This is a genomic window from Pseudazoarcus sp. NS20 (assembly GCF_059703745.1).
Genome location: NZ_BAAKIY010000003.1, coordinates 347,092 through 370,291 on the forward strand (window position 1 = coordinate 347,092; position 23,200 = coordinate 370,291).

The 23,200-nt window shown below is 62.6% G+C and carries 20 protein-coding genes; 7 read left to right on the forward strand and 13 right to left on the reverse strand.

The window, feature by feature from the left end:
* Positions 1-112: 112 nt before the first annotated feature.
* The 5 genes from AC6H0W_RS10360 to AC6H0W_RS10380 all read right to left on the reverse strand — a co-directional run bounded on the left by AC6H0W_RS10360 (position 113) and on the right by AC6H0W_RS10380 (position 6,363).
* On the reverse strand, positions 113-607 hold the full coding sequence (locus AC6H0W_RS10360; protein WP_497577076.1) for a GNAT family N-acetyltransferase: 495 nt from the start codon (positions 605-607) through the stop codon (positions 113-115).
* Between the two features lie 108 nt (positions 608-715).
* Positions 716-3,613: an adenosylcobalamin-dependent ribonucleoside-diphosphate reductase gene (locus AC6H0W_RS10365; protein ID WP_497577077.1), complete on the reverse strand. Its 2,898-nt coding sequence runs from the start codon at positions 3,611-3,613 to the stop codon at positions 716-718.
* A gap of 289 nt (positions 3,614-3,902) precedes the next feature.
* Positions 3,903-4,763 carry a cation diffusion facilitator family transporter gene (locus tag AC6H0W_RS10370; protein WP_497577078.1) on the reverse strand — a complete coding sequence of 287 codons (861 nt, stop codon included), beginning with the start codon at positions 4,761-4,763 and terminating at the stop codon, positions 3,903-3,905.
* A gap of 376 nt (positions 4,764-5,139) precedes the next feature.
* Positions 5,140-5,943, reverse strand: a complete 804-nt coding sequence (locus AC6H0W_RS10375; protein WP_497577079.1) for a DUF2189 domain-containing protein — start codon at positions 5,941-5,943, stop codon at positions 5,140-5,142.
* A gap of 72 nt (positions 5,944-6,015) precedes the next feature.
* Entirely contained in the window at positions 6,016-6,363 is a 348-nt protein-coding gene (locus AC6H0W_RS10380) for a YdcH family protein (RefSeq protein ID WP_497577080.1), read from the reverse strand.
* Between the two features lie 41 nt (positions 6,364-6,404).
* Here AC6H0W_RS10380 and AC6H0W_RS10385 point away from each other — a divergent pair, with 41 nt between their 5' ends.
* The 3 genes from AC6H0W_RS10385 to htpG all read left to right on the forward strand — a co-directional run bounded on the left by AC6H0W_RS10385 (position 6,405) and on the right by htpG (position 9,213).
* On the forward strand, positions 6,405-6,638 hold the full coding sequence (locus AC6H0W_RS10385) for a DUF3567 family protein (protein WP_497577081.1): 234 nt from the start codon (positions 6,405-6,407) through the stop codon (positions 6,636-6,638).
* A gap of 28 nt (positions 6,639-6,666) precedes the next feature.
* On the forward strand, positions 6,667-7,221 hold the full coding sequence (gene greB, locus AC6H0W_RS10390) for a transcription elongation factor GreB (RefSeq protein WP_497577082.1): 555 nt from the start codon (positions 6,667-6,669) through the stop codon (positions 7,219-7,221).
* 63 nt (positions 7,222-7,284) lie between these two features.
* Positions 7,285-9,213 (forward strand): molecular chaperone HtpG, encoded by a 1,929-nt coding sequence (htpG, locus tag AC6H0W_RS10395; RefSeq protein WP_497577083.1) that lies wholly within the window; start codon positions 7,285-7,287, stop codon positions 9,211-9,213.
* Between the two features lie 50 nt (positions 9,214-9,263).
* Here the strand turns inward: htpG and AC6H0W_RS10400 are convergent, their stop codons facing one another.
* Complete coding sequence (locus tag AC6H0W_RS10400; RefSeq protein WP_497577084.1) at positions 9,264-10,739, reverse strand: chloride channel protein; 1,476 nt, start codon at positions 10,737-10,739, stop codon at positions 9,264-9,266.
* Positions 10,740-10,879: 140 nt separating this feature from the next.
* Between AC6H0W_RS10400 and AC6H0W_RS10405 the strand changes: the two genes are divergently transcribed.
* Positions 10,880-11,398: a MarR family winged helix-turn-helix transcriptional regulator gene (locus tag AC6H0W_RS10405; protein ID WP_497577085.1), complete on the forward strand. Its 519-nt coding sequence runs from the start codon at positions 10,880-10,882 to the stop codon at positions 11,396-11,398.
* Here AC6H0W_RS10405 and AC6H0W_RS10410 read toward each other — a convergent pair whose 3' ends face one another.
* Entirely contained in the window at positions 11,399-12,754 is a 1,356-nt protein-coding gene (locus tag AC6H0W_RS10410; RefSeq protein ID WP_497577086.1) for an EAL and HDOD domain-containing protein, read from the reverse strand.
* Between the two features lie 247 nt (positions 12,755-13,001).
* On the opposite strand from AC6H0W_RS10410, the gene AC6H0W_RS10415 reads away from it, so the two are divergent.
* Both AC6H0W_RS10415 and AC6H0W_RS10420 read left to right on the forward strand, forming a co-directional pair.
* Positions 13,002-13,325: a c-type cytochrome gene (locus tag AC6H0W_RS10415; protein WP_497577087.1), complete on the forward strand. Its 324-nt coding sequence runs from the start codon at positions 13,002-13,004 to the stop codon at positions 13,323-13,325.
* A 43-nt stretch (positions 13,326-13,368) separates the two neighbouring features.
* Complete coding sequence (locus AC6H0W_RS10420) at positions 13,369-13,656, forward strand: c-type cytochrome (protein ID WP_497577088.1); 288 nt, start codon at positions 13,369-13,371, stop codon at positions 13,654-13,656.
* A gap of 51 nt (positions 13,657-13,707) precedes the next feature.
* Here AC6H0W_RS10420 and AC6H0W_RS10425 read toward each other — a convergent pair whose 3' ends face one another.
* The 5 genes from AC6H0W_RS10425 to AC6H0W_RS10445 form a co-directional block, all read right to left on the reverse strand.
* On the reverse strand, positions 13,708-15,549 hold the full coding sequence (locus AC6H0W_RS10425; RefSeq protein WP_497577089.1) for a M48 family metallopeptidase: 1,842 nt from the start codon (positions 15,547-15,549) through the stop codon (positions 13,708-13,710).
* A gap of 7 nt (positions 15,550-15,556) precedes the next feature.
* Positions 15,557-16,147, reverse strand: coding sequence for a LemA family protein (locus tag AC6H0W_RS10430; RefSeq protein WP_497577090.1), 591 nt, complete (start codon positions 16,145-16,147; stop codon positions 15,557-15,559).
* Between the two features lie 123 nt (positions 16,148-16,270).
* On the reverse strand, positions 16,271-16,699 hold the full coding sequence (locus AC6H0W_RS10435) for a host attachment protein (protein ID WP_497577091.1): 429 nt from the start codon (positions 16,697-16,699) through the stop codon (positions 16,271-16,273).
* 291 nt (positions 16,700-16,990) lie between these two features.
* Positions 16,991-17,773 (reverse strand): M90 family metallopeptidase, encoded by a 783-nt coding sequence (locus AC6H0W_RS10440; RefSeq protein WP_497577092.1) that lies wholly within the window; start codon positions 17,771-17,773, stop codon positions 16,991-16,993.
* Positions 17,766-18,656, reverse strand: a complete 891-nt coding sequence (locus tag AC6H0W_RS10445) for a DMT family transporter (protein WP_497577093.1) — start codon at positions 18,654-18,656, stop codon at positions 17,766-17,768. The genes AC6H0W_RS10440 and AC6H0W_RS10445 overlap by 8 nt, the downstream gene beginning before the upstream one ends.
* A 112-nt stretch (positions 18,657-18,768) precedes the next feature.
* Here AC6H0W_RS10445 and AC6H0W_RS10450 point away from each other — a divergent pair, with 112 nt between their 5' ends.
* Positions 18,769-20,973, forward strand: a complete 2,205-nt coding sequence (locus AC6H0W_RS10450; RefSeq protein ID WP_497577094.1) for a RelA/SpoT family protein — start codon at positions 18,769-18,771, stop codon at positions 20,971-20,973.
* A gap of 60 nt (positions 20,974-21,033) precedes the next feature.
* Here AC6H0W_RS10450 and ppk1 read toward each other — a convergent pair whose 3' ends face one another.
* Entirely contained in the window at positions 21,034-23,112 is a 2,079-nt protein-coding gene (ppk1, locus tag AC6H0W_RS10455; protein ID WP_497577095.1) for a polyphosphate kinase 1, read from the reverse strand.
* Positions 23,113-23,200: the final 88 nt, after the last annotated feature.

Consider the following 23,200-nt stretch of genomic DNA (forward strand, 5'->3'; position numbering starts at 1 on the left):
TACTATGCCCCAGGGTCATCCAATAGCGTGATCTGACTAACGGCGTGGAATTGTGGTCAAAGTCCTGCATTCGGGCATCGACAAGCTGCAAGTCAAGCGCCGTGAATGAATTTCAATCTGCTCGGTCGGGCAACTCCATACTCATGACACTGGCCTTGTTTCCGTAGGCGATGTCCGTTGCTTGCGGGCTCGCCACAAAACCCATCCTTGACCAGAAACCCCCGGAGGCTTGAACGGATACCAACAAGGCCTCGCGTTTGCCTTTGGCGATGGCCCGCTCAAGAACCTGCTGCACCATCCTGCGGCCCACCCCACGGCCCGCGAGCTTCCGCGAGATCGACAGGTCATGCACGAAGAGCACGTCACCACCGCTGCCCGGCGGGAGAGCGCAGTGCAATTTGGGCGGCTGGCGCGAATGCCACGCATGCGCGAGCAGATACGCCGCTACGCCATGCTCCGCATCGCGATACACAAAGCAGAACTCAGGCGAATGCAGCCACTTGCTGCGCATCACCTCAAGTGACTCGGGTTCGATGGCGCTGTATACCTCGCGCTGAATACGCAGGATGTCAGGCCAAAGCTCATCAGTGATGGCAGAAATGGACATCTGGAGTGTCGAGTTCGCTTGAGCAAATCAGAACAAAGTAAAAAAGGCGCACTCCACGGGGGAGTGCGCCTTTCAGCGCCTTGCCTTGTGAGGCCGTGCGGCGGAAGATCAGCCGCAGGTGCCTACAGCGCCGCACGCCGTGCAGAAGTCGCAGCCATCCTTACGGATCACCGAGTGGTTGCCGCACTCGCTGCACAGGCCACCTTGCATCACTTCGGGGTCGCTGCCCTTGTGCGGGGCTTCCAGAATGCCCATTTCGCGCGTCGGGAAGCCTTCCTCGTTGAGCACGCCGAGCATGGCGTAACGGTGGATGATCAGGCGGGCCATGTAGGCCACGGTGCTCGGGAAGTTCTGCTGACGGCGCGTGCCCGGCACGAAGGCCATGAAGTCACCCAGCGGTTCCGGATAGCTCAAGAGCTTGCGCAGCTTCATGCCGATCCAGGCCGGATCCATCACGCGCATGTCGAGGGCGAGGATGCGGGTCAGGCCATCGAGGGCGCGCGGGTAGTTGCCGGACAGCCATACCGAGTACGGGCGGGTGACGCCGTCGGGCAGCGTGATTTCCTTCAGGCCCAGCACGAAGTCTTCGCCGGTGGCGGGGTTGCTGATGTCGACCGTCCAGGACAGCGTGCCGTCGGTGCCGGTTTTCGGCTCCTGCAGGCTGAACAGGGTGTCGAGCACCGGCGTCGGGGCGTCGCCATCGAGCGCCTTGAGCCTCTCGCAGCGGTAGCGCACGACCTGCGCAAAGGCTGACACCACGCCGGGGAACATTTTCTTCTCGCCGTGCGGCGGGAAGGGCATCTCGAAGGATTTCTCTCCGATGGTCTGAGCCAGCGTTTCGAGCTTGAGCTTGAGCCAGCCACGGTCGTTGGCACGCATGTCCATCGACAGCGTTTTGGCGACTGCGCCGAGGCCGCGCGGCTGGTCAGCGCCGTTCACCCACACTTCGAACGGGAAGGAATCCACCCCCTTGGCGTCGTTGGTGAAGTTGCCTTCGGCGTCACGCTCGATGTGGCCGACGAACAGCGCGAACTCGCCCTGCGGGCTGTTGAGCATGTAGGTCCAGGCCATGTTGCCGTCCGGCATGTCGGGGCGGCCGGGCCAGCGCAGGCTGGACAGCACCGGCGCCGGCAGGCTCTTGATCGACAGCCGGCGGTTGGCATCGGTGATTTCGACGTCCTGCGGCTGTTTCTGCTCTTCGGTCGGGGTGACCGACAGCACCGAGCCCAGCACGCTGTTCGGGCGGTAGGTGGCCAGACCCTTGAGGCCGGCTTTCCAGGCGCTCATGTAGAGGTCTTCGAAGTCGGCGTAGGGGTAGTCGGCCGGCACGTTCACCGTCTTGGAGATCGATGTATCCACGTAGGGCGCGACGGCTGCGACGATGTTCTTGTGCGCTTCGGCCGAGATTTCGAGTGCGGTGACGAAGTAGGGCGGCAGCTTGGTGACGTCACCGCCGCCATGCTTGTAAAGGCGCCATGCGTAGTCTTCGACTGCGTATTCCTTGAAGGTGCCGTCAGCCATGCGCTTGCGGCGCGTGTAGGTGTAGGAGAAGGGCGGCTCGATACCGTTGGAGGCGTTGTCGGCAAAGGCCAGCGAGATCGTGCCGGTGGGCGCGATCGACAGCAGGTGCGAGTTGCGGATGCCGTGCTTGCGGATCTTGTCTTTGACGTCGGCCGGCAGGCGCGAAGCGAAGTTGCCGCCCGACAGGTACATGTCGGAATTGAACAGCGGGAAGGGGCCACGCTCGACGGCCAGTTCGACCGAAGCCAGATAGGCACGGTTGCGCATGTACTCGGCGATCTTGGTTGCCATGGCGCAGGCTTCAGGCGTGTCGTAGCGCAGGCACAGCATGATCAGCGCGTCACCCAGGCCGGTGAAGCCGAGGCCCACGCGGCGTTTGTTCTGCGCTTCACGGTGCTGTTCTTCGAGCGGCCAATGGGTAGCTTCGAGCACGTTGTCGAGCATGCGCGTGGAAACATCCACGACTTTGCCGAAGGCTTCGAAATCGAAGCTGGCCTTGTCGGTGAACGGGTTCTTCACGAACGGGGTGAGGTTGATCGAGCCCAGGCAGCAGCAGCCGTACGGCGGCAGCGGCTGTTCGGCGCACGGGTTGGTGGCCTCAATGGTCTCGCAGTAATACAGGTTGTTGTCCTGGTTCATGCGGTCCAGGAACAGGATGCCAGGCTCGGCGTGGTCGTAGGTCGAGCGCATGACCTGGTCCCACAGGTCGCGTGCACGCACCTTGCGGTACACCCACATGCCGTCGTCGCGCTGATAGGCGCCTTCTTCGCGCAACTCGGCGGTCGGCTCGGCTTTGTGCACCAGCTCGACGTCGGTGTCCTTCTCGACCGCCTTCATGAACGGGTCGGTGACGCCCAGCGAGATGTTGAAATTGGTGAGGTCGCCGTGGTCCTTGGCGTGGATGAAGTCTTCGATATCCGGGTGGTCGCAACGCAGTACGCCCATCTGCGCGCCACGACGGGCACCCGCGGACTCCACGGTTTCGCACGAGCGGTCGAACACACGCATGTACGACACGGGGCCGGAGGCGTTGGACTGCGTGCCCTTGACCATCGCGCCTTTCGGGCGGATGGAGGAGAAGTCATAGCCCACACCGCCACCGCGGCGCATGGTTTCAGCGGCTTGCGCCAGCGCGGTGTAGATGCCCGGGCGGTCATCCACGCTTTCGGTGACGGAGTCACCAACCGGCTGCACAAAGCAGTTGATCAACGTGGCTGCGAGCTTGGTGCCCGCTGCACTGTTGATGCGCCCGGCCGGCACGAAGCCGTTTTCCTGAGCTTCGAGAAACTTGGCTTCCCAGTGAGCGCGCTTGTCTTCCTTCTCGACCGCGGCAAGGGCGCGCGCCACGCGGGCACGAACCTCGGCGATGCTGGCTTCGCCATTCTTGGCGTACTTCTCAACCAGTACCTCGGCGCAGATTTCCTGTTCTTTCAGGGTGCTGGCGTCGGCACGGATTGCGGTGGGGGCGGAGTTCTTGGCGCTCATGATTTCGGGAGGGCTCCATGTTTTTTGCGGGACAGTGCGAAGCATAGCCCGTGAATGCGGATTCTGCAAAAAATTAAAAACTTAATAAAACAGCAACTTACGGTTTTTATCGGTATGCACCAGAGTGGGTTGCAACTATATCTAGTAGCTCGTTTTCGGTGCAAATCAGTCAGGAAGGCAGCAAATTCAAGGTGATCCGAGCAGATTTCGGTTCCCCGCCCAACCTCCGCTGCCGGAAGAAAAATTTGCAGAAAGATGTTCCGAGGTGTGTCGGCAGCGCAACGCTTCCTCAATCGCCCGACTTCGCGGGTGGCGTAAAGCGGATGACCTGCCGTGGGGGCATCTCCGGCTGCAAAGTGACGTGACCGATCTCGAAGCGCTCACGCAGCAATGCCTGCAGCCGTGCGAGCACTTCGGGCCACTGATCATTGCGCAGCAGGACAACATGCGCGGACAACGCAACTTCGCGGGAGTCGAGGCTCCAGATGTGCAGATCATGCACAGATGTCACGCCCTCGACAGCCGCCATGCTGTTGCCCACCTCGCTCAGCGAAAGATGGCCGGGAACGCCGTCGAGCAGGGCATGCACCGCCTGCCGCAGCAGCCGGACGGTGGCGGCCAGGATCAAGCCGCAGATCAGCACGGAAAGCAGGGCGTCAATCGGCGTCCAGCCGGTCACGTAGATGACGATGCCCGCGCTCAGCGCAGCCACCGACCCCAGCAGATCACCCATCACGTGCAACAGCGCTGCGCGCGTGTTGAGCGTGGACTCACCGCGCGACAGCAACCAGGCTACGACAATGTTGATCAGCAGCCCGATGGCCGCCACGATCATTACGGCAATGCCTTGAATCGGTTGCGGGTTGGCGAGCCGGTCCACTGCATGCCATACGATGAGGCCCACCACGGCGAGCATCGTCAGCCCGTTGATGAAACCCGCCAGCGTTTCGATACGGCGCAGGCCGTAACTATGGGTTTCGCTTGCAGGCAGGCCGGACAAGCGAGCCGCGGCCGCGGCCAGAGCCAGCGCCATACTGTCCGTAACCATGTGGCCTGCGTCGGACAGCAAGGCCAGCGAACCCGACCACCAGCCCGCCAAGGCTTCCACTGCGGCAAAGCCCAAGGTCAGCAGCAGCGCGAAGGTGAGCACCTTTGCGGAAGTGTTCCGACCGTGATGATGCGCGTGATCGTGATGGAGGTGGCCGTGGCTGTGCAGATGTTCGTGGTGGTGCGCCATTGGGTGATGTGCTCGTTACAGAGTGCGCCGGATGAATGAGGCGGGTGAGGCTACATCATGCGCAGCATCCGTTGGAACATTCAATGGGACGAAGCTGTGGCTGTCGCGTACGTTTGGACCGGTGAGGGTGTGCATCTCGGCGGACAAAGGAAGTCACCACTGTGGCGGGGCCCGAGTGAGCCTCCTCGGGCCCCGCGTGTGCAAGCGTTGGCCCGCCTCCGAAACGACTGCTGGAGGCCTCGGCAACCATCGCCTCCGACCATCAGCCGCCAGTCCCCGGAATTGCCCTTCAGGCTGGCAGTGGCGGACTGTCGAGCGGCTCGATCAAGTCGCGATAGGCATGCCAGGTGGCGTGGCCGACGATGGGCATCAGTACGACCAGCCCAAGATGGAAGGTCAGGAAGCCTACCAGCGCAAAGCTGACGATGATCGCAGCCCACACGATCATGGCCATCGGGTTCATCAGCAAGGCCCCGACGCTGCCCAGCATCGACGAGATGGCATCCTGATTGCGATCGAGCATCAGCGGAAGTGAAGTGACGCTGAAGGCGAAGGCCACGGTGGCGAAAATCAGCCCGATACCGGTATAGACCAGCAGGAACTGCAGGTTCTCGGCGACCAGAAGCTGTTTGAGGAAGCCCGTGAGGTTCGGCATCTCACCTGTATAGAACAGCGCGAAGATGACCAAAGATGCGCGCGCCCAGACGATGAAGACGATGCCCAGTACCACCGCGAACATGCCGATGTTGCCGGCGTTGCGCTTCCACACCACCAGTGTGGGCAGCAGGGCGCAGCCCTCGTTGCGCTCGTGACGACGGCTGATCTCGTACAGCCCCATTGCCAGGAACGGTCCGAGCAGCAAGAAGCCTGAGGTGACCGCCATCGCGTACTCATACGCGTGCTCGAACACCAGGGTCATCAGCAAGCCCATGCCGGCAAAACAGAAGCCGTAGAACAGGCTCGGAACCGGACAGCTTTTCAGGTCGCCGAAGCCGCGCGCGATCCAGCGAAGCGGTGCGGTGGCGGGTATGTTGCGTGGGCGTGGAAAAGGCAGGCCCTCATCCCCTTCGGACGCATTGCCGTTTTGCGACATCTCTCCCCTCCTGTTGGCGTCGAACCATTTTTGTTTTTTGTGTTCTTCTACCTTACCGGGCTCGGCGTACGCTCAGGCGAGGTCGCCTGGTTCGACGATGCGTTCGAAGGCCGTGATGCGGTCCTTCAATGCGAGCTTTCTTTTCTTGAGGCGCCGTATCAGCAGCACATCGTCCACCGGAGTCTCGCTCAGCCGCATTATCGCGGCGTCGAGATCGCGATGTTCATCGCGCAACGTTTCAAGCTGAACACGCAGTACGTCGAGTTCTTCTGATTCTGGCTCGCTCATGCTGCGTTGATCCGGCTGGCCTTGATGGCTGCTATGGTAGGCGTGCGCCATGCGGATGACAACACGCTTGTCAGTCTTGCGCGGTGGGCTTGAAATCTGTGCGGGAGGAACCATCTGTAGCAAGGCAAGCAAGGCAGTAGTACCCCTCTGACCACGGCGAAAGGAGTACGAAGATGATGCGTATCGTGTGCAACAGCCCTGAACTGTATGTGGTCGATTACCCTGCAATCGATGCTGTCGAGGTCATCGACAAGCGTGTCGGCAAAGGCGTACTGATACGCGACGAAGCGGCGCAGCGCTTCCGTATCGAACTTGAGGAGTGGGCAGAGTCGGCCGACCCTGACACGCTCGAATCCTTTATCGGCCACTATGGTGCGCTGATGACGCAGAACGCGATCTATCATTGATGCCCCATTCATCACCCAGCAGCAGGGCATGAGCAAGGCATTCACCAAAGAAGGCGACGGCGACGAGGACGATCAGGACGTTCCCGCTGCCGTGCGCCTCCCCCCAGGCAGCAAGAATTACGTCACCCGTCGCGGCTACGACGCACTCCGCGCGGAGCTCGAAGAGCTCGTCAAGCGTGAGCGCCCCAAGCTTGTGGAAATCGTCGCATGGGCGGCCGGCAACGGCGACCGCTCCGAAAACGGGGACTACATCTACGGCAAGAAGCGCCTGCGCGAGATCGACCGGCGCATCCGCTTCCTGATCAAGCGCGTGGAAAACGCCGAAGTCGTCGACCCCGAGATGCAGGCAGGCAATGACCAGGTGTTCTTCGGCGCCACGGTTACCATCGAGGACGTGGCCGGCGGCAACGAGCAGACCTGGCAGATCGTCGGCGTGGATGAGGCCGATGCGGGTAACGGCCGCATCAGCTGGATAGCGCCGTTGTCGCGGGCGCTGCTCAAGGCGCGCGAGGGCGACGTGGTGCGTTTCATGAGCCCGGCCGGGGTGCGTGAAATCGAAGTTCTCGAGGTGCGTTACGTCTAGGGCTTGAAATCGGTGGCGCAGCGCCCATATCGACCCGGTCAATCAACAACCGGAGTCGCAGGGATGTCCCAGACCGCCACCGCGCAAACCCATGCCTTCCAGGCCGAGGTGAAGCAGCTGCTTCACCTCATGATCCATTCGCTGTATTCCAACCGCGAGATCTTCCTGCGTGAGCTGATCTCGAATGCTTCGGACGCCTGCGACAAGCTGCGTTTCGAAGGGCTCGACAACGGCGCGTTGTTCGAGGATGACGCCGAGCTGAAGATCCGCATTGCCTACGACAAAGCCGCACGCACCATCAGCGTGACTGACAACGGTATCGGCATGAGCGCCGAAGAAGTGGTGGCGCACCTGGGCACCATCGCAAAGTCGGGCACCAAGGAGTTCTTCGGCAAGCTCACCGGCGACCGTCAGAAGGACGCCAACCTCATCGGCCAGTTCGGCGTGGGTTTCTACTCGGCTTTCATCGTGGCCGACAAGGTCACCGTAGACACGCGCCGCGCCGGCCTGCCGGCCGATGCCGGTGTGCGCTGGGAGTGCTCGATGACCGGTGAGAATGCCGGCGAGTACACCACCGAGCAGATCGACAAGCCCGCCCGCGGCACCACCATCACGCTGCACCTGCGCGAAGACCAGGACGACCTGCTGTCGGGCTGGCAGTTGCGCAGCCTCATCCGCAAGTATTCCGATCACATCGTCCAGCCGATCGTGATGAAGAAGGAAGAGTGGAATCAGGAGAAGGGCGAGCAGGTCGTCACCGACGAAGACGAAACGGTCAATCAGGCCAGCGCGCTGTGGGCACGCTCCAAGAGCGACATCAGCGACGACGACTACAAGGCCTTCTACAAGCACGTCGGCCACGACTACGACGAGCCGCTGGCGTGGACGCACAACCGCGTCGAAGGGCGTCACGAGTACACGCAGTTGCTGTACGTGCCCAAGCACGCGCCGTTCGACCTGTGGGATCGCAACGCCAGCCATGGCGTGAAGCTTTACGTCAAACGCGTGTTCATCATGGATGACGCTGAAAAGCTGCTGCCGACCTATCTGCGTTTCGTGCGCGGGGTGGTGGATTCCTCCGACCTGCCGCTCAACGTGTCGCGCGAGATCCTGCAAGAGAGCAAGGACATCGACACCATCCGCGCCGGCAGCACAAAGCGCGTGCTGAGCCTGCTCGAAGACCTTGCCACCAGCGACGAAGCATCGGACAAGGAGAAGTACGCCGGCTTCTGGAAGGAATTCGGCAAGGTCCTGAAAGAGGGTGTGGGCGAAGACTTCGCCAACAAAGAGAAGATCGCCGGCCTGCTGCGCTTTGCGTCCACGCATGCAGACAACGCCGAAGAGGTCGTTTCGCTCGCCGACTACATCGCCCGCATGAAAGAAGGGCAAGACAAGATCTACTACGTCACCGCCGAGAGCTTCAACGCCGCCAAGAACAGCCCGCACCTGGAAATCTTCCGCAAGAAGGGCATCGAAGTGCTGTTGTTGTCCGACCGTGTGGATGAGTGGGTGACCGGTAACCTCACCGAATTCGACGGCAAGCCGCTGGTTTCAGTCGCCAAAGGCGGCCTGGACTTGGGCGAACTGGAGAACGAGGAAGAGAAGAAGGAAGCCGAGAAAGCCGCCGATGAATTCAAGGACTTGCTCGAGAAGATGCAAGGCAGCCTTGGTGAGCGCGTGAAGGAAGTGCGTGTGACGCACCGCCTTACCGACTCGCCGGCGTGCCTCGTCGCCGACGAGAACGACGTCAGCATGAACCTTGCGCGTATCCTGAAATCGGCTGGCCAGAGCGCACCTGCGTCCAGGCCTATTCTCGAGATCAACCCCGCCCACCCGGCGGTACTGCGCCTGCGCCATGAGGAGGCCAGCTTCGATGACTGGGCGGCCGTGTTGTTCGATCAGGCCTTGCTCGCCGAGGGTGGGACGCTGGACGATCCGGCAAGCTTCGTGAAGCGCATCAACCAGCTGATGCTTGCAATGAGCGCGAACTGAGCCTAAAGCACTGAATGAAATGGCCGCACATCGGAGGATGTGCGGCCATTTCATTTGTGGGGCGGCTCGCTTCCGGCTATTGGTGGCGAAGCGTCCGGCGGCGTCTGCGAGGATGTGAGCGGCACGGGGTCTTCCGGGATCGGTGCCGGTGGTGTGGGCGGCGGCGGGTGTTCGCGCTGCACTTCGTCTTCGGTGCGCCGCAGCAGCGGATAGGCCAGCGCCTGATACAGCGGCACTGGCGAGACGGTGCGCGCAATCGCGTGGGCAATCACCGAGGTGGCCATCAAGGGCAGCAGCATGTGGTGATTGGCCGTCATTTCCATGACGATCACGAAGGACGTGATCGGCGTCTGGGTCATCGCGGCCAGAAACGCCACCATGCCCAGCGCGAGGATGGCCGACGCCTGCTCGGGCGGCAGAAACCACGCCACGTTGGCCCCCAGGCCAGCACCCACGGCCACGGCCGGCGCGAAAATGCCGCCGGGGATACGGCTGACGAACACCAGCCAAATCACGAACATCTTGGCGAGCAGGAAGTACATCGGCAACGAAGCTTCACCTTCCAGCGCGGCCTTGGTCTCGTCGTAGCCCGTTCCGTAGGTGAGGCCGCCCGTGGCAAGGCCCACCAATGCCGTGGCCAGCCCGCAGCCCGCGGCAAACAGGATCGGGCGGCCAGCAGCGAATTGACCAAGACCTCCGGGCAGACCCCGTGAGGAGGCAATCAGCACCCGGCTGAAGAGCCCGCCGAAGAGCCCGCCGAAGGTGCCACACAGAATGATCGGCCACACGCCGTCCGGCCACTGCAGGGTGGCAGGCGTGCTGCCGAAATAGGTGTAGCCGCCCAGCACCGCCACCGACATCAGGCCGGCAAAGATGACGCTGGTCAGCGTGGTGTTGTTCGCCTGGAAAGCGCGGTAGCGACACATCTCCTCGATGGCGAACATGATCCCGCCGAGTGGCGTGTTGAACGCCGCCGCAACACCGGCGCCGCTGCCAGCCACGATCAGGTCGCGGCTCGACGCGATGCGGTTCTTGCGCCGACGTCCGTACAAGGAATGCATGATCGACGCGCCGATCTGCACCGACGGCCCTTCGCGGCCCACCGAGGCGCCACACAGCAGGGCGCCCAGCGTCAGAAACACCTTGGCGATGGCGATGCGGATCGACAGCAGTTTGCGGCGAATGCCGCGGTTGTCGGTGAGCGATGCGGCGATGGCCTGAGGAATGCCGCTGCCCAAGGTACCGGGAATGAAAGTGCGCGCTATCCACACCAGAAGGGCGAAGCCGGCAGGGGCAATGATCAGGCTCAGCCACGGAGAGGCGGTCATCACTTCGCGATGTACCGCAATGGCGACTTCGGCGCCGATGGCAAACAGGATACAGATCAGGCCGGCAAACAAGGCGCCTGACACGAGGAGCAGGCGTTGTCGCCAACGGTGCAGCGACAGCCAGGGCATCGCATAGCGTAAGCCGCCGCGCCTGAAGTGGCGCCACGCACGGGTGGATGTGATGCGGAGCTGTTTCATCTCGACGGGTGTTCCGGCGTATGCGCTTGGATGCGGCTTCGATGCGCGGGGGCAGCTTAAGCGTTACGATACGCGACATGCTTCACGGCGCAATGCGCCGGCTGCTTTTCCCGCCCGATTTACTGTCTGGAGTGTCATTCATGCCACGCAAGAGCGCCGCCACGAGCGCCCCGTCTGATTCCCAGGTGCCGGCCGCGGTTACGCCGCTGTCGGTTTTGCAGCGTTTTCGCGTGCTGATTCGCACGGCGCAACGTCATTCGCAGTGGATCGAACGCCAGAGCGGTGTCACCGGCGCACAACTGTGGGCCATGCAGGAACTGGCAGACCGCGCAGGTCTGCGCGTGGGCGAGCTGGCAAACATGATGGCGCTGCACCAATCGACCGCATCGAACATGATCGACCGCCTGGAAACGGCCGGGCTGGTGCGCAAGGAGCGTACTTCTGCCGATCAACGCGTGGTGCGCCTGTATCTGACCGACAAGGGCTTCGACCTGCTTGCGCAGGCGCCGTCGCCCGCACGCGGCGTGCTGCAGGAGGCCTTGCGTTCGCTCGAAGGCGAAGACCTCTCGCGCCTGCAGACAGACCTCGACGTATTGCTGCGTCAGATCAAGGCCATGGACGACGGCTTCGGCATGCAACCCTTGCCATTTACAGAGTGATCACGGATTGACGTCGAGCGCCCACCACAAGGCCTGCATGTAAGCCTCCGCAGCGGCTTCGGCGCTGACTCCGCAGGCCGCAGCGAGGGCGCCGATTCGGTCGTTGCGGCCTTCTTCCCAGGCGATTGCGAGATCAAGCAGCGGTGCATGCGGGCCGCTGCCATCCAACACGGCGCGGCGCATGTCCCCATCGACCGCGAGCGCATCCAGCGCGCTGCGCAGGTCGGTCTGCATCACCACATCGATCAACGACAACAAGCCGACGATGAACAAGGCCTCGCCGTCAGCGTCCCGGCTCTTGCCCAGCAACTCCATCATGCGGGCGCGTATCAATGCCGCCTCGAGCGCCGCAGCCGCCCGACCGCCTCCGGCCTCGCGTGCCAGCAAGGCCATCATCACCCAGCGGGTGAGGCGGCTCCGGCCCACGTGCTGCAGTGCATCCTCGATGCTGCGCACCGGCTGCCCCGAAGCGTGCACTGCCGAGTTGACATAGCGCAGCATCTGAAGGGCAATCGACGGGGATTGCTTCAGAAGCGTGACGATGTGCTCGTTGGCGGCGTCGCCGCGAAGGGCATCAAGCAACTTCCGTGCATTGCCGCTCTCGGCATCGATCTGCCGGGCCTTCCAGTCCTCTCGCCGCGTGATGAACGGGCCGTGGAACCAGCTTGCTCCCTGCGCATGAAAGAACCGGAAGTCGTCGAGGCTATCCACGTTCAGCACCAGCACGCTGATCTGTGGGTGCTGGTTTTTGAGGGTGGCGAACAGATGTCGGACTCTGTCGGGCTCGCTGCGTTGGCTGTCGATGACGATCAGATCCGTCTCGCTGCGCAGGAACGGCGGAACATCTTCAACTCGGCAAGCGTTCAGGCCGATGCGATAACCGGCTAGGCGCAAGGTGCGCAGGCGCGGCAGCAACGCATCCGGTTCGTACATGGGGTCACTGGCAATGTGATCCAGCACCAGCACGGTTTTCGAGGCTGGAAGTTGCTGCACGCTGTCGTGCTCGAGAAAGCTGTCGGGTAAAGACACGACGGCCGAGCGGTGACCCAGCAAGCGCGGCACGTCTGCTTGTACCAGACTGCCGGTGAGCACTTCCGCATACACGTGGTGAACGATGCGACTGCTGCTGCGAATGCGGTTTCGTGTGCTCTCGCGCAATACGAAGCGATAACCCGCAATGCGCTGATCCCGACCGAGCAATGCCTCGCGGCACAACAGCGCGGTCGTTCGCGGAGCATCTTCGGCGCCCGGACCATGCGGCTTGTTGAGCGGGGCGTGCCGATCGAGCTCTTCGATGCCTTTGTCGGGCTCCGCCGGTGAGTGCCGTCCGAAAAACTGCATCAGTCGCTTCAACATGATGAGTGCGCTCACAAGGCCACCGAGATGGAGAGCTTCGGAAAACAGGTCGGCGCCAGGTTGAAAGCGCGTGTGCATGAGTCCCCCGCGCAGATCAGCCATGAGCGCGGAACACAAAAAACAAAGGTTTGCAATCGTTCTTGCACGCGACGTATCATCCTGACGTATCAAGGGCTTTTAAAAGCTCATACATAAAAATTATAAAGCTTTACCTAGAACCATAACCGCAAGAGAGAGGGGGAGCCGTATGGTGGGGAAGCACGTATTGATTGCCGTCGGAGTTGCGTTGGCGTGTGGTTCTGCCGGCGCGGTTGAGGGGAATGCCGAGGCCGCGAAAGACAAGCTTTCGATGTGCCAGGGCTGTCACGGCATCCCCGGTTACCGAACGGCGTTTCCGGAGGTGTACCCGGTGCCCTTGCTGGGCGGGCAGCATGCGCAATACATCGTCAAGGCGCTGCAGGCCTATCGTGATGGCACCCGTAGCCATCCCAGCATGGTGGCGATCGCACGCAGTCTGAGCGATCAGGACATGGCTGACCTCGCAGCCTATTTCGCCCAACCGGAGAAGTGAGACGATGCCTACTTTCGCCCGACTTTCCTGCCTTGCGGCCCTGATGTGCGTTCTCTCCGTGTCGGCTCACGCCGGTGACGCCGCCCGCGGCAAGACGCTTTCCACCACCTGTGCGGCCTGTCACGGCGCGGATGGCAACAGCCCGGTGCCCGATTTTCCGAAAATCGGGGGGCAGATTCCCGAATACTTGTACCGGGCTTTGCTCGACTATCAGCAAGGCACCCGCGAAGACCCGATCATGGCAGGTCAGGTCGCCAATCTGAGCAAGCAGGACATGCGTGATCTGGCTGCATTCTATGGCTCGCAAAGCGGACTGAGCCTCAAACGCTGAGATAGAATGCCATCGACAAAAACCGCACTCTGCGCAGGCAGGTGCGGTTTTTTATTCGGCGTTTCCGATGCTGAGGGGCAGGGGGCAATCAAGCGCCTGACAAACCGCTCGCAACAGCTCGAGCTCGACTGGTGCCACGCGCCCGTCATGCAGCACGGCCGTTGCACACGCTTCCACCAGCCGCCTGCGAAACGGAGGGTGCGTGCCGGCCAGACTTCCCAGAATGGCGTCGAGTTGGGTGCTGGAGAAACCACTGGCGTGTTCTTCGTAGCGCCAATGCCCTTCAAAGCCGGTGCGCGTGATCGCCGCATCGAAGGCTGCCGCCGCCGTCGCCACATCATCACTGCCGGCGCGGGCAAGCAGTGCCAGCAAGGTGGCTGCACCGGAGCGCAATTCCGCGGGGCTTGCCGGGCGCGGTCGGTTCCCAGCTTCGGGTTGAAGCACCGCACGCAGCAAGCGTCTGACGACGTACTCGAACGGCGAAGTGCGTCCGTCGGCACGGATCAATTCGTCGGTCAGCGCAATCAATTCACGGCGCTCCGGCCGGGGTAATTCGCCCAGCGCCGGCAACGCCAGATCCAGCAACGGCAGCCGCTTGCCAGCCTCGAGCGTGCTGATGGTCGGGAACTGCTGCGCGCTGGCTTCGCCCGATTCGCTGCCCAGACGCTCGCTAACGAGCGTGATTTGGCGTGCGCGAATGCCGGGATCTTTCGACAGCAGCAGGGCGCACAGAACGATGCGCGCGCCATGGCCGGTGTGCACTTGTTCCATGACACTGCTCGGCAAACCCTCGATCAGCGCGCGCCCGCTGTCGACGTCTCGCGGCGTTACCGTGCCGACGGACGCACCGACCAGAGACGAGGTCAATCCGTTTCCGGTGTCGGCTGCCATGCGCACGGCGTCGGCCCGATCCTTCATACGCTTGCGCGGACGGTAAAGCGGGTCGATACGCCGTATGCGCTCGTCCAGCGGAGGATGCGTGGCGAGCAGCCTCGAAAAGCGCGCACTGGTGCCGAAGAACATGTGGCTGGCTTCTTCGGCCTGGGGGTGCTGCACGTTCGAGCCAATGGCTTCGATGCGGGCGAGGGCGCCTGCGATGCCGAACGGGTTGCGCGTGAATTGCACGGCCGAGGCATCGGCGAGGAACTCACGCTGGCGCGATACGCCCGCCTTGATCATCTTGCCGCACAGGGTGCCGACATAGCCGGCAGCGACCAGCATGGCGCCGCCGATGGCAATGGCCCCGGCGTTGCGATCGCCACCGCGTGCGCCGCGCATCAAGGTGCGTCCGGCCAGGGTGAGCAGCAAAATGCCGTGCAGCACGCCAAGCAGGCGCAGATTGAGTCGCATGTCACCGTTCAGGATATGACTGAATTCGTGCGCCACCACGCCTTGCAGCTCATCGCGCGTGAGTTGTTCGAGCGTGCCACGGGTGACAGCCACGACGGCTTCGTTCGGGTTGGCGCCAGCAGCGAAGGCATTGATGCCGTTTTCGTCGTCCAGCACATACACGGGAGGCGCCGGAATGCCCGATGCGATGGCCATTTCTTCGACTACGTTGATGAGTCGGCGCTCCAGCGGATGCGTAGTGGAGCGCGCCACCAGCCGCCCGCCGAGTTCCTCCGCCACGCGCGCACCGCCCTGGCGAGCGAGAACCACCGATTTGTACAGCGAACCCGCCAGAATCAGGCCGCCGACGCCAAGTACCACCACCACAAGCAGTTGGACATTCCACGGCGATTCTTCGCCCAGCGCTTCACCAGTGAAATGGAAAATGGCCAAGGCGACGGTGACATACACCGTGCCGATGACGCCGAGCACCGCAAGCGCGAACCACAGCACCAGCCAGCGGCTGATGCGACGTGCGTGATCCTGTGCGGAGAAGAAGTCCACGGCGGCCTCAGGCGCCGAAGTTCACCTTGACGCTCTCACGCGCCTCTACGTTTTCCATCTGCCATTGCTGAGCCGCACGGAAGCCGAAGGTGTTGGCCACGATGCCGTCCGGGAAGGTTTCGCGCTTGGTGTTGTAGGACATCACCGAGTCGTTGTAGGCCTGACGCGCGAATGCGATGCGGTTTTCAGTGCTGGCGAGTTCTTCCTGTAACTGGGCCATGTTCTGATTGGCCTTGAGGTCAGGGTAGGCTTCTGCCAGCGCGAAGAAGCGGCCCAGCGCGCCGCCCAGTGCGGCCTCCGCACCGATCAGTGCGCGCATTGCACCGCCGTCGGCGGGGTCGCCCTCCGCTTGACTGGCTGCCGCTTTCGCAGCGTTTCGAGCCTGGATGACGGATTCGAGAGTTTCGCGCTCGTGCTGCATGTAGGCCTTGGCCGTTTCGACCAGATTGGGAATCAGGTCATAGCGGCGCTGAAGCTGCACGTCGATCTGGGAGAACGCATTGCGCACACGATTACGCAGTGCAACGAGCCCGTTGTAGATCGAGATCACATACACGACCAGCGCAACGAGAACGGCAAGAACGATCCAGGTGGTCATCGAGGCATTTCCTTGAAAGCGTGGCCAAGATCGAATCGTACCCCGGAAATCATGGCATCGTGCGCCGCGCGTAAACGCAAAAGCGGGGCCGAAGCCCCGCTTGCTGCCGTGCAATTCGTCGCATCAGACGAACATGCAGGTCTCCAGACGTTCGCGGATCTGAGGCTCCGGTGACTTGGTGTAGTCCTTCTCGAAACGGTCGGTGATGAGCTGCGCGGTCGGGTTGTCGATGACCCCGTTCAACAGGCCCATGAAGGCCGGCGGCGCAAAGACGATGGCCCGCCCGTAGGCGTTCTTGGTTCGGCCATGGTAGAGCTCGTGCGCCAGTTCCTGCGCGAACATCTTGGCCTCGTGAGCCTTAGGTTCGGTCTGGGGTTGGGCTGCGCCGTGACCGTTCATGCTGCCCGGTCGGTCGGTGACAAGCTCGGAGTTCTTGAGTCGGCTTTCGGGATGGATCAGCTCTTTGACCAGCTTGATTCCTTTGTTCGGGCCAAGATGTTCATACAGCCGTGCCAAACTGGCATTCGCTACCAGTATCCAGGTGATCGCCATAGAGGGTCCTCCGATGGGTTGCTGTGTCGGTCCGAAGCAGCCTGCCGGGGCCGGGCGTGACAGGGGGAGCGTCGTACGCCCGCTCCCCCGTGTCGTTCTGCACGCTTGGCCACCGGCCGGTGCAGGGTGCGCTAACCGCGCTCAGGCTCCTTTCGGACCTCCTGTGCTGCCCTGGAAGGGACAGCGATTTCAGCTTAGACCGGCGGTTAACGGGGCGCAAAGGCAGTCGATTCCGCATCGCGGGATATGACAGCGCCGCCCGCTCTGGGAGCGGATAAACAAATTTGTAACTCAGCCCGACGGGGTCCCGAGACGCTCCTCACCGGCCGCCGGGTCTGCGCCGAAGAGCCGGCCAAGCTGCGTGTACACCGCGGGGTGCGCTCTACGCAGGGCGGACGGCGTTTCGAAGAATGCCTCGCTCGCCACGGCAAAGAACTCCGCGGGGTGTTCCGCCGCGTAGGGGTCGAGCGTGGACGGCAAGCCCATGTCGAGCGTTCGGCAGAGCGTTTCGTAGGCCTGCGAAAAGTCGCGAGCCCATTGCTCGCGCGACATGTCGGGCGGGAGAGGCGGGAAGCCGTCGGCACCGCCGTCGAGCATGTCGAGCTTGTGCGCGAATTCATGGATCACCACATTGGTATGACCCAGATGTTCGCCGTCTTCGTCCCACGACAACAGTACCGGCCCGTCCTGCCAGGCTTCACCGAGCACTTCGTCGTTGAACTCATGCACCACGCCGTATTCGTCCATCTCGTGGCGTGCGATGAGGATTTCGCCGGGGTACACGACGATGCCGACCCAGTCACGATAGGCCGACAGCCCGATGCGCAGTACAGGCAGGCAAGCCTGCAGCGCGATGGTGAGCATCATCTCGTCGGTGATTTCCAGCCCTTGCGCACCATGAAACTGCTTGCCGCCGAGAAAGCCGCGGGCGTGGTTGCGCAGGCGTGCGCGCTGCGGCATGTCGAGATAGGCGAGAAAAGGCAGCCGCGCCTCGACACGTTGCCACAGCGCCTCGTCAATGTCGGGGGCGGTCTGGTCCGAGTGGCCCAGCCAGCGGCGCAAGTGTTCAAACACGGCGGTAGCGGGTGGTCAGAAAAATGCCGGCGAGGATGAGGCCCATGCCTGCGAAGTGAAACCAGTACGGGCGCTCGCCCAGAAAAGCAGCGGCCAGCAGCGTGCCGAATACCGGCATCAGGTGGATGAACAGCGAACCTTGATTGGGCCCCACCGCAGCCACGCCGGCGTTGTAGAAAACATGCCCAAGAAAGCCGGGGAATATGCCCACGTACACGATTGCGCCGAGTGCCGGCGCCGACATCTGGATGAACTGCCCGCTGGCCAATTCCCAGGCATACAGCGGCACCAATGCCGTGAGTCCGACAACGGCACACACGGCGAACAGCAGCATTGGATGGATCGGCGGACGCCAGTGCAGTCCCACGGTGTATAGCCCCCACACCAGCACTGCGGCCAGCAACCACAAATCCCCGCGGTTAAGCGACAGCGCGAGCAGGGTGTCGAGATCGCCGCGCGCCACGATCAGCCCCACGCCCAGCAGCGACACCACCACGCCCACGGCTTCCATACGCGCCAATCTGCGCCCGAGCAGCACGAAGGCCAGCGCAATCGTTGCGATCGGAATGAAAGAGTTGAGGATGGATGCGTTCGTTGCGGTGGTCGAATGCAGTCCGACATACACCAGAGTATTGAACCCGCCCACGCCCAGCAGGCCGAGCACCACCAGCACTTTCCAATGCTTCCTCACCAGCGGCCATTGAGTGCGCAGGTGCGGCAGCGCCAGAGGGAGCACGCACATCAAGGCAATCGTCCAGCGCCAGAATGCCAGCGCGAAGGGCGGCACGGCCTCGTGTATGCCGCGTCCGACCACCATGTTGCCGGACCAGAATACGGCGGTCAGCGTCAGCAGCAGATAGGGATTGGTGAGGAACTTGGGCATCGGCACAGGGTGACTCGAGGGCGCCGAATCATCGCACATTGCGCCGCAGCACGCACGGCACTGCCCGCGCACGGCAGGCTCGTACGCAGGCGCTTGTGGGATAATCGCGCCCATGGTTTCCGTCACACATGCCGTCTCTGCAGACTCCGAGGCGCCACCGTTCGAATTGCTTGTCGAGGGGCTTGAACCTGAGGCACGGCGCGATATCGACGAAGCGCTGGCCTTCGCTCGCGACATTTATTCGGACGAAGTGCTGGGCACTGGCGAGTCGGTATGGACACACGCCCTGGGCATGGCATTGATCGTCAGCTCCTTGCGCCTGGATGCCGAAGCGCGCATCGCCGCCATTCTTTTTGCCATACCGGTGTACCGTGCCGGCAGCCTCGAGAAAGCAGCCGAGCGATTCGGGGATTCCGTGGCTGGCATCGTCGAGGGGCTGCGCAAGCTCAACGGCTTGCGTGTGCTTACCCGCGTGCAGGGCAAGGGCGACGCCCAGGAAGCACGCGCGCAGACCGAATCTCTGCGCAAGATGCTGTTGGCCATGGCAGCCGACATCCGCGTAGTGCTGCTGCGTCTGGCTTCGCGTACGCAGACGCTGCGTTACTACGCCGAACGCAAATCCGAAGCGCAGGCCGAGCTTGCGCGCGAGTCGCTCGACATCTATGCGCCACTGGCCAATCGTTTAGGGGTAGGGCAACTCAAATGGGAGCTGGAAGACCTTTCCTTCCGCTTTCTGGAGCCAGCCACGTACAAGCAGATCGCGCGCAAACTCGATGAGCGGCGCGCCGAGCGCGAAGCCTTCATTGAGGAGGCCATTGCACTGCTCCGCACCGAACTTGCGGCTGCTGGCATCGACGCCGAGGTGTATGGCCGCCCCAAACACATCTACAGCATCTACAACAAGATGCGCTCGAAAAAGCTCAGCTTCGAGCAGGTCTACGACATTCGCGCCGTGCGCGTGCTGGTGCGCAAGGTCAATCATTGCTACAAGGTGCTCGATATCGTGAATCGGCTGTGGGAGCCGATTCCCGAGGAGTACGACGACTACATCAGCAAACCCAAGGGCAACAACTATCAGTCGCTGCACACTGCCGTGCGGGCGGCCGACGGGCGTGCGCTGGAAGTCCAGATCCGTACCCACGACATGCACCGCCATGCCGAATTCGGCGTGGCCGCGCACTGGCGGTACAAGGAAGGTGCGGGCGCGGGCGGAGAGGAATACGACGAGAAAATCGCGTTGCTGCGCAGCCTGCTGTCGTGGCGCGACGAGATTGCCGATTCGGCCGACTGGGTGGAACAGTCGCGCCGGGCTTCGCTGGACGACACCATCTACCTGCTGACGCCCCAAGGCCGAGTGATCGATTTGGCTCAGGGCGCAACGCCGGTGGATTTCGCCTACCGCCTGCACACCGATCTGGGCCATCGCTGCCGCGGCGCCAAGGTCGACGGGCATCTCGTGCCACTCAATACCCAACTCAAGAGCGGGCAGACGGTCGAGATCGTGGCCGCCAAGGAAGGCGGGCCGTCGCGCGACTGGCTCAACACGCAGCTTGGCTACATCGCCACCAGCCGAGCCCGTAGCAAGATCAAGCAGTATTTCAGCCAGCTCGAAGAGTCCGAAATGCTGGCGCGCGGCCGCAGCTTCGTCATCAAGGAGCTGCAGCGCGAAGGGCAGACCCAGGCGAATATCGACGACCTGGCCGAGCAACTCGGCTTCAAGGGCGCGAATGCCTTGTTCGTGGCCGCGGGGCGTGGCGAAGTCGGGGTGCGCTCCATCCACAACGCGCTGCGCGGCGGGCCGAGCGACGCCGACGATGCAGGCGAGCCGGGCATCGTCGTCGGGCGCAGCCGCTCGGGCGATTCGAGCGGCAAGGTGCTCATCGTCGGTGTCGGCAAACTGATGACCTCGCTCGGCCGCTGCTGCAAGCCGGCGCCGCCGGATGCCATTCAGGGATTCATCACGCGCGGGCGCGGGGTGTCGATCCACCGCGTGGATTGCCCGTCCTTCCAGAATCTGGCCAAACACGAGCCCGAGCGGGTTGTCGAGGCAGAGTGGGGCGATGACGCATTCAAGCCGGCGCAATCGCTCTTCCCGGTGGATGTTCAGGTCGAGGCGCAGGATCGCCAAGGCTTGCTGCGGGATATTTCGGACGTGCTGTCACGCGAGAAGGTCAACGTCACTGCGGTAAATACGCTGACCAAAAAGGGGCGTGCCTACATGTGCTTCACTTTCGAGGTCGGTGGCGTGGCGCAGATCCAGCACGCCATTCAGCTCGTGCGCGAGGTCAATGGCGTCATCGACGCACGGCGTAAATAACGTCGCTCTGAATCGGCCGCAGACTTTGAAAGTCTGCGGCCGATTCGCGTACCGCGTCGGTCAGTTCGCCAGTTCCTGCAGCAGCATCTGCTGCGCCGAACGGCGTGTGCCGCGCCCGCTGCGGCGGCGGTAACGACCGTCCGACAGCATCTCCCAGGCCTGACTGTTATCCGCCATGTAGGCGCGCAGCCCTTCGCGGATGACGCGCCTGCGCAGCTTCGGATCTAGGATCGGGAAGGCCACTTCGATGCGACGGAAGAAGTTTCGATCCATCCAGTCAGCACTCGACAGATACACCTTGTCCTCGCCCCCCGCATGGAAGTGGAAGATGCGGTGATGCTCGAGAAAACGCCCGACGATGGAGCGCACGCGGATGTTCTCCGACAGCCCCGGCACGCCGGGTTTGAGCGCGCACGGCCCACGAATGATCAGATCAATGGGCACGCCGGCCTGTGACGCCGCATACAGCGCCTCGATGGTTTCCGATTCAAGCAGGGCGTTCATCTTGGCCATGATGCGGCTTTTCTTGCCGGCACGCGCCGCCTCGGCTTCGGCGTTGATGGCCGCTACGACGTTCGGTTGTAAAGCAAACGGCGCCTGCCACAAGTGCTTCAGCTCGCTGGCCTTGCCCAGACCGGTCAATTGCTTGAAGACCTCGGCCACGTCGGCACCGATTTCCTCGTTGCAGGTGAGCAGCCCGAAGTCGGTGTAGAAACGTGTCGTGCGCGGGTGATAGTTGCCGGTACCAAGGTGCACGTAGCGCACCAGCCGGCCGGCTTCGCGGCGTACCACCATCAGCATCTTGGCGTGGGTCTTGTAGCCGACCACGCCATACACCACGTGCGCGCCGACCTGCTCGAGACGGTTGGCCAGCATGATGTTGGCCTCTTCGTCGAAGCGCGCCATCAGTTCCATCACCACGGTGACTTCCTTGCCCTTCTGCGAAGCACGCGCGAGCAATTCCATGAGCACGGATTCGGCGCCGGTGCGATACACCGTCATCTTGATGGCCAGCACCTGCGGGTCGTCGACGGCCTCACGCAGAATCTGCACCACCGGCTCGAAGCTCTGGAAGGGGTGGTGCAGCAGAATGTCCTGCTTGCGGATGGTGGCGAAAATGTCGCGCTTGGTGTCGAAGCCCCGCGGCGCGCCGGGCGTGAACGGCGGATAGCTCAGATCGGGCCGGTTGACCCAGTCCGGCACCTGCATCAGGCGCACGAGGTTGACGATGCCGGGCGTGCGATACACGTCAGCGCGCTGCAGGCGGAATTGCTGCAGCAGGAAGTTTTCCATGTCTTCCGAGCAGGTGTCGGCGATCTCAAGGCGCACCGCGTCGCCGAAATGGCGCTGCTGCAGCTCACCCTTGAGCGAAGCCATCAGGCTTTCGACCTCTTCTTCATCCACGAAAAGATCGGAGTTGCGCGTGAGGCGGAACTGGTAGCAGCCGAGCACGCGCATGCCGGTAAACAGCTTGTCGACGTGCGCGTGCATGACCGAAGACAGGAACACGAAGGTGTATTCGTGCTGGCAGATCTCGCGCGGCAGGCGGATCACGCGGGGCAGGGCGCGCGGCGCCTGCACGATGGCCGAATCCGAATCGCGCCCGAATGCGTCACGCCCTTCAAGCTCGATGGCAAAGTTCAGGCTCTTGTTGAGCACGCGCGGGAAGGGGTGAGCCTGGTCTAGCCCGATGGGCGTCAGCACCGGGCTAACTTCGCGGTCGAAATACTCTTCGATCCACCGGCCTTGCTCGTCGGTCCATTCGCCGCGGCGCAGGAACACCACGCCCTCGGCTTCAAGCGCCGGCAGGATGTCGTCGTTGAGAAGCTCGTATTGCTGGGCGATCAGCGCATGTACCTCGTGACTGACCTTGTCGAGCAGTTCACTGGGCGTAAGGCCATCGCTGCCCGGTGTGCGGATGCCAAGCCTGATCTGCTCCTTGATGCCGGAAACGCGGATCTCGAAAAATTCGTCGAGGTTGCTCGAAACGATGCACAGAAAACGCAGACGTTCGAGCAGCGGCACGTTGCGATCGGCCGCCTGCGACAGTACGCGTCGCTGAAACCGCAGCAGCGAGATCTCGCGGTTGATGAAGTGCTCGATCGGGTAGTTGTTCTGTTGTCGTTGTGGCAGTTTCATCGTCGTTCCGGAGGGCGCCAAATCGCGCGGGCGACCTATGCTGAAGTGGCCGCATTACGTTTTGATGACAAGTAGCGAAGGCCGTTGC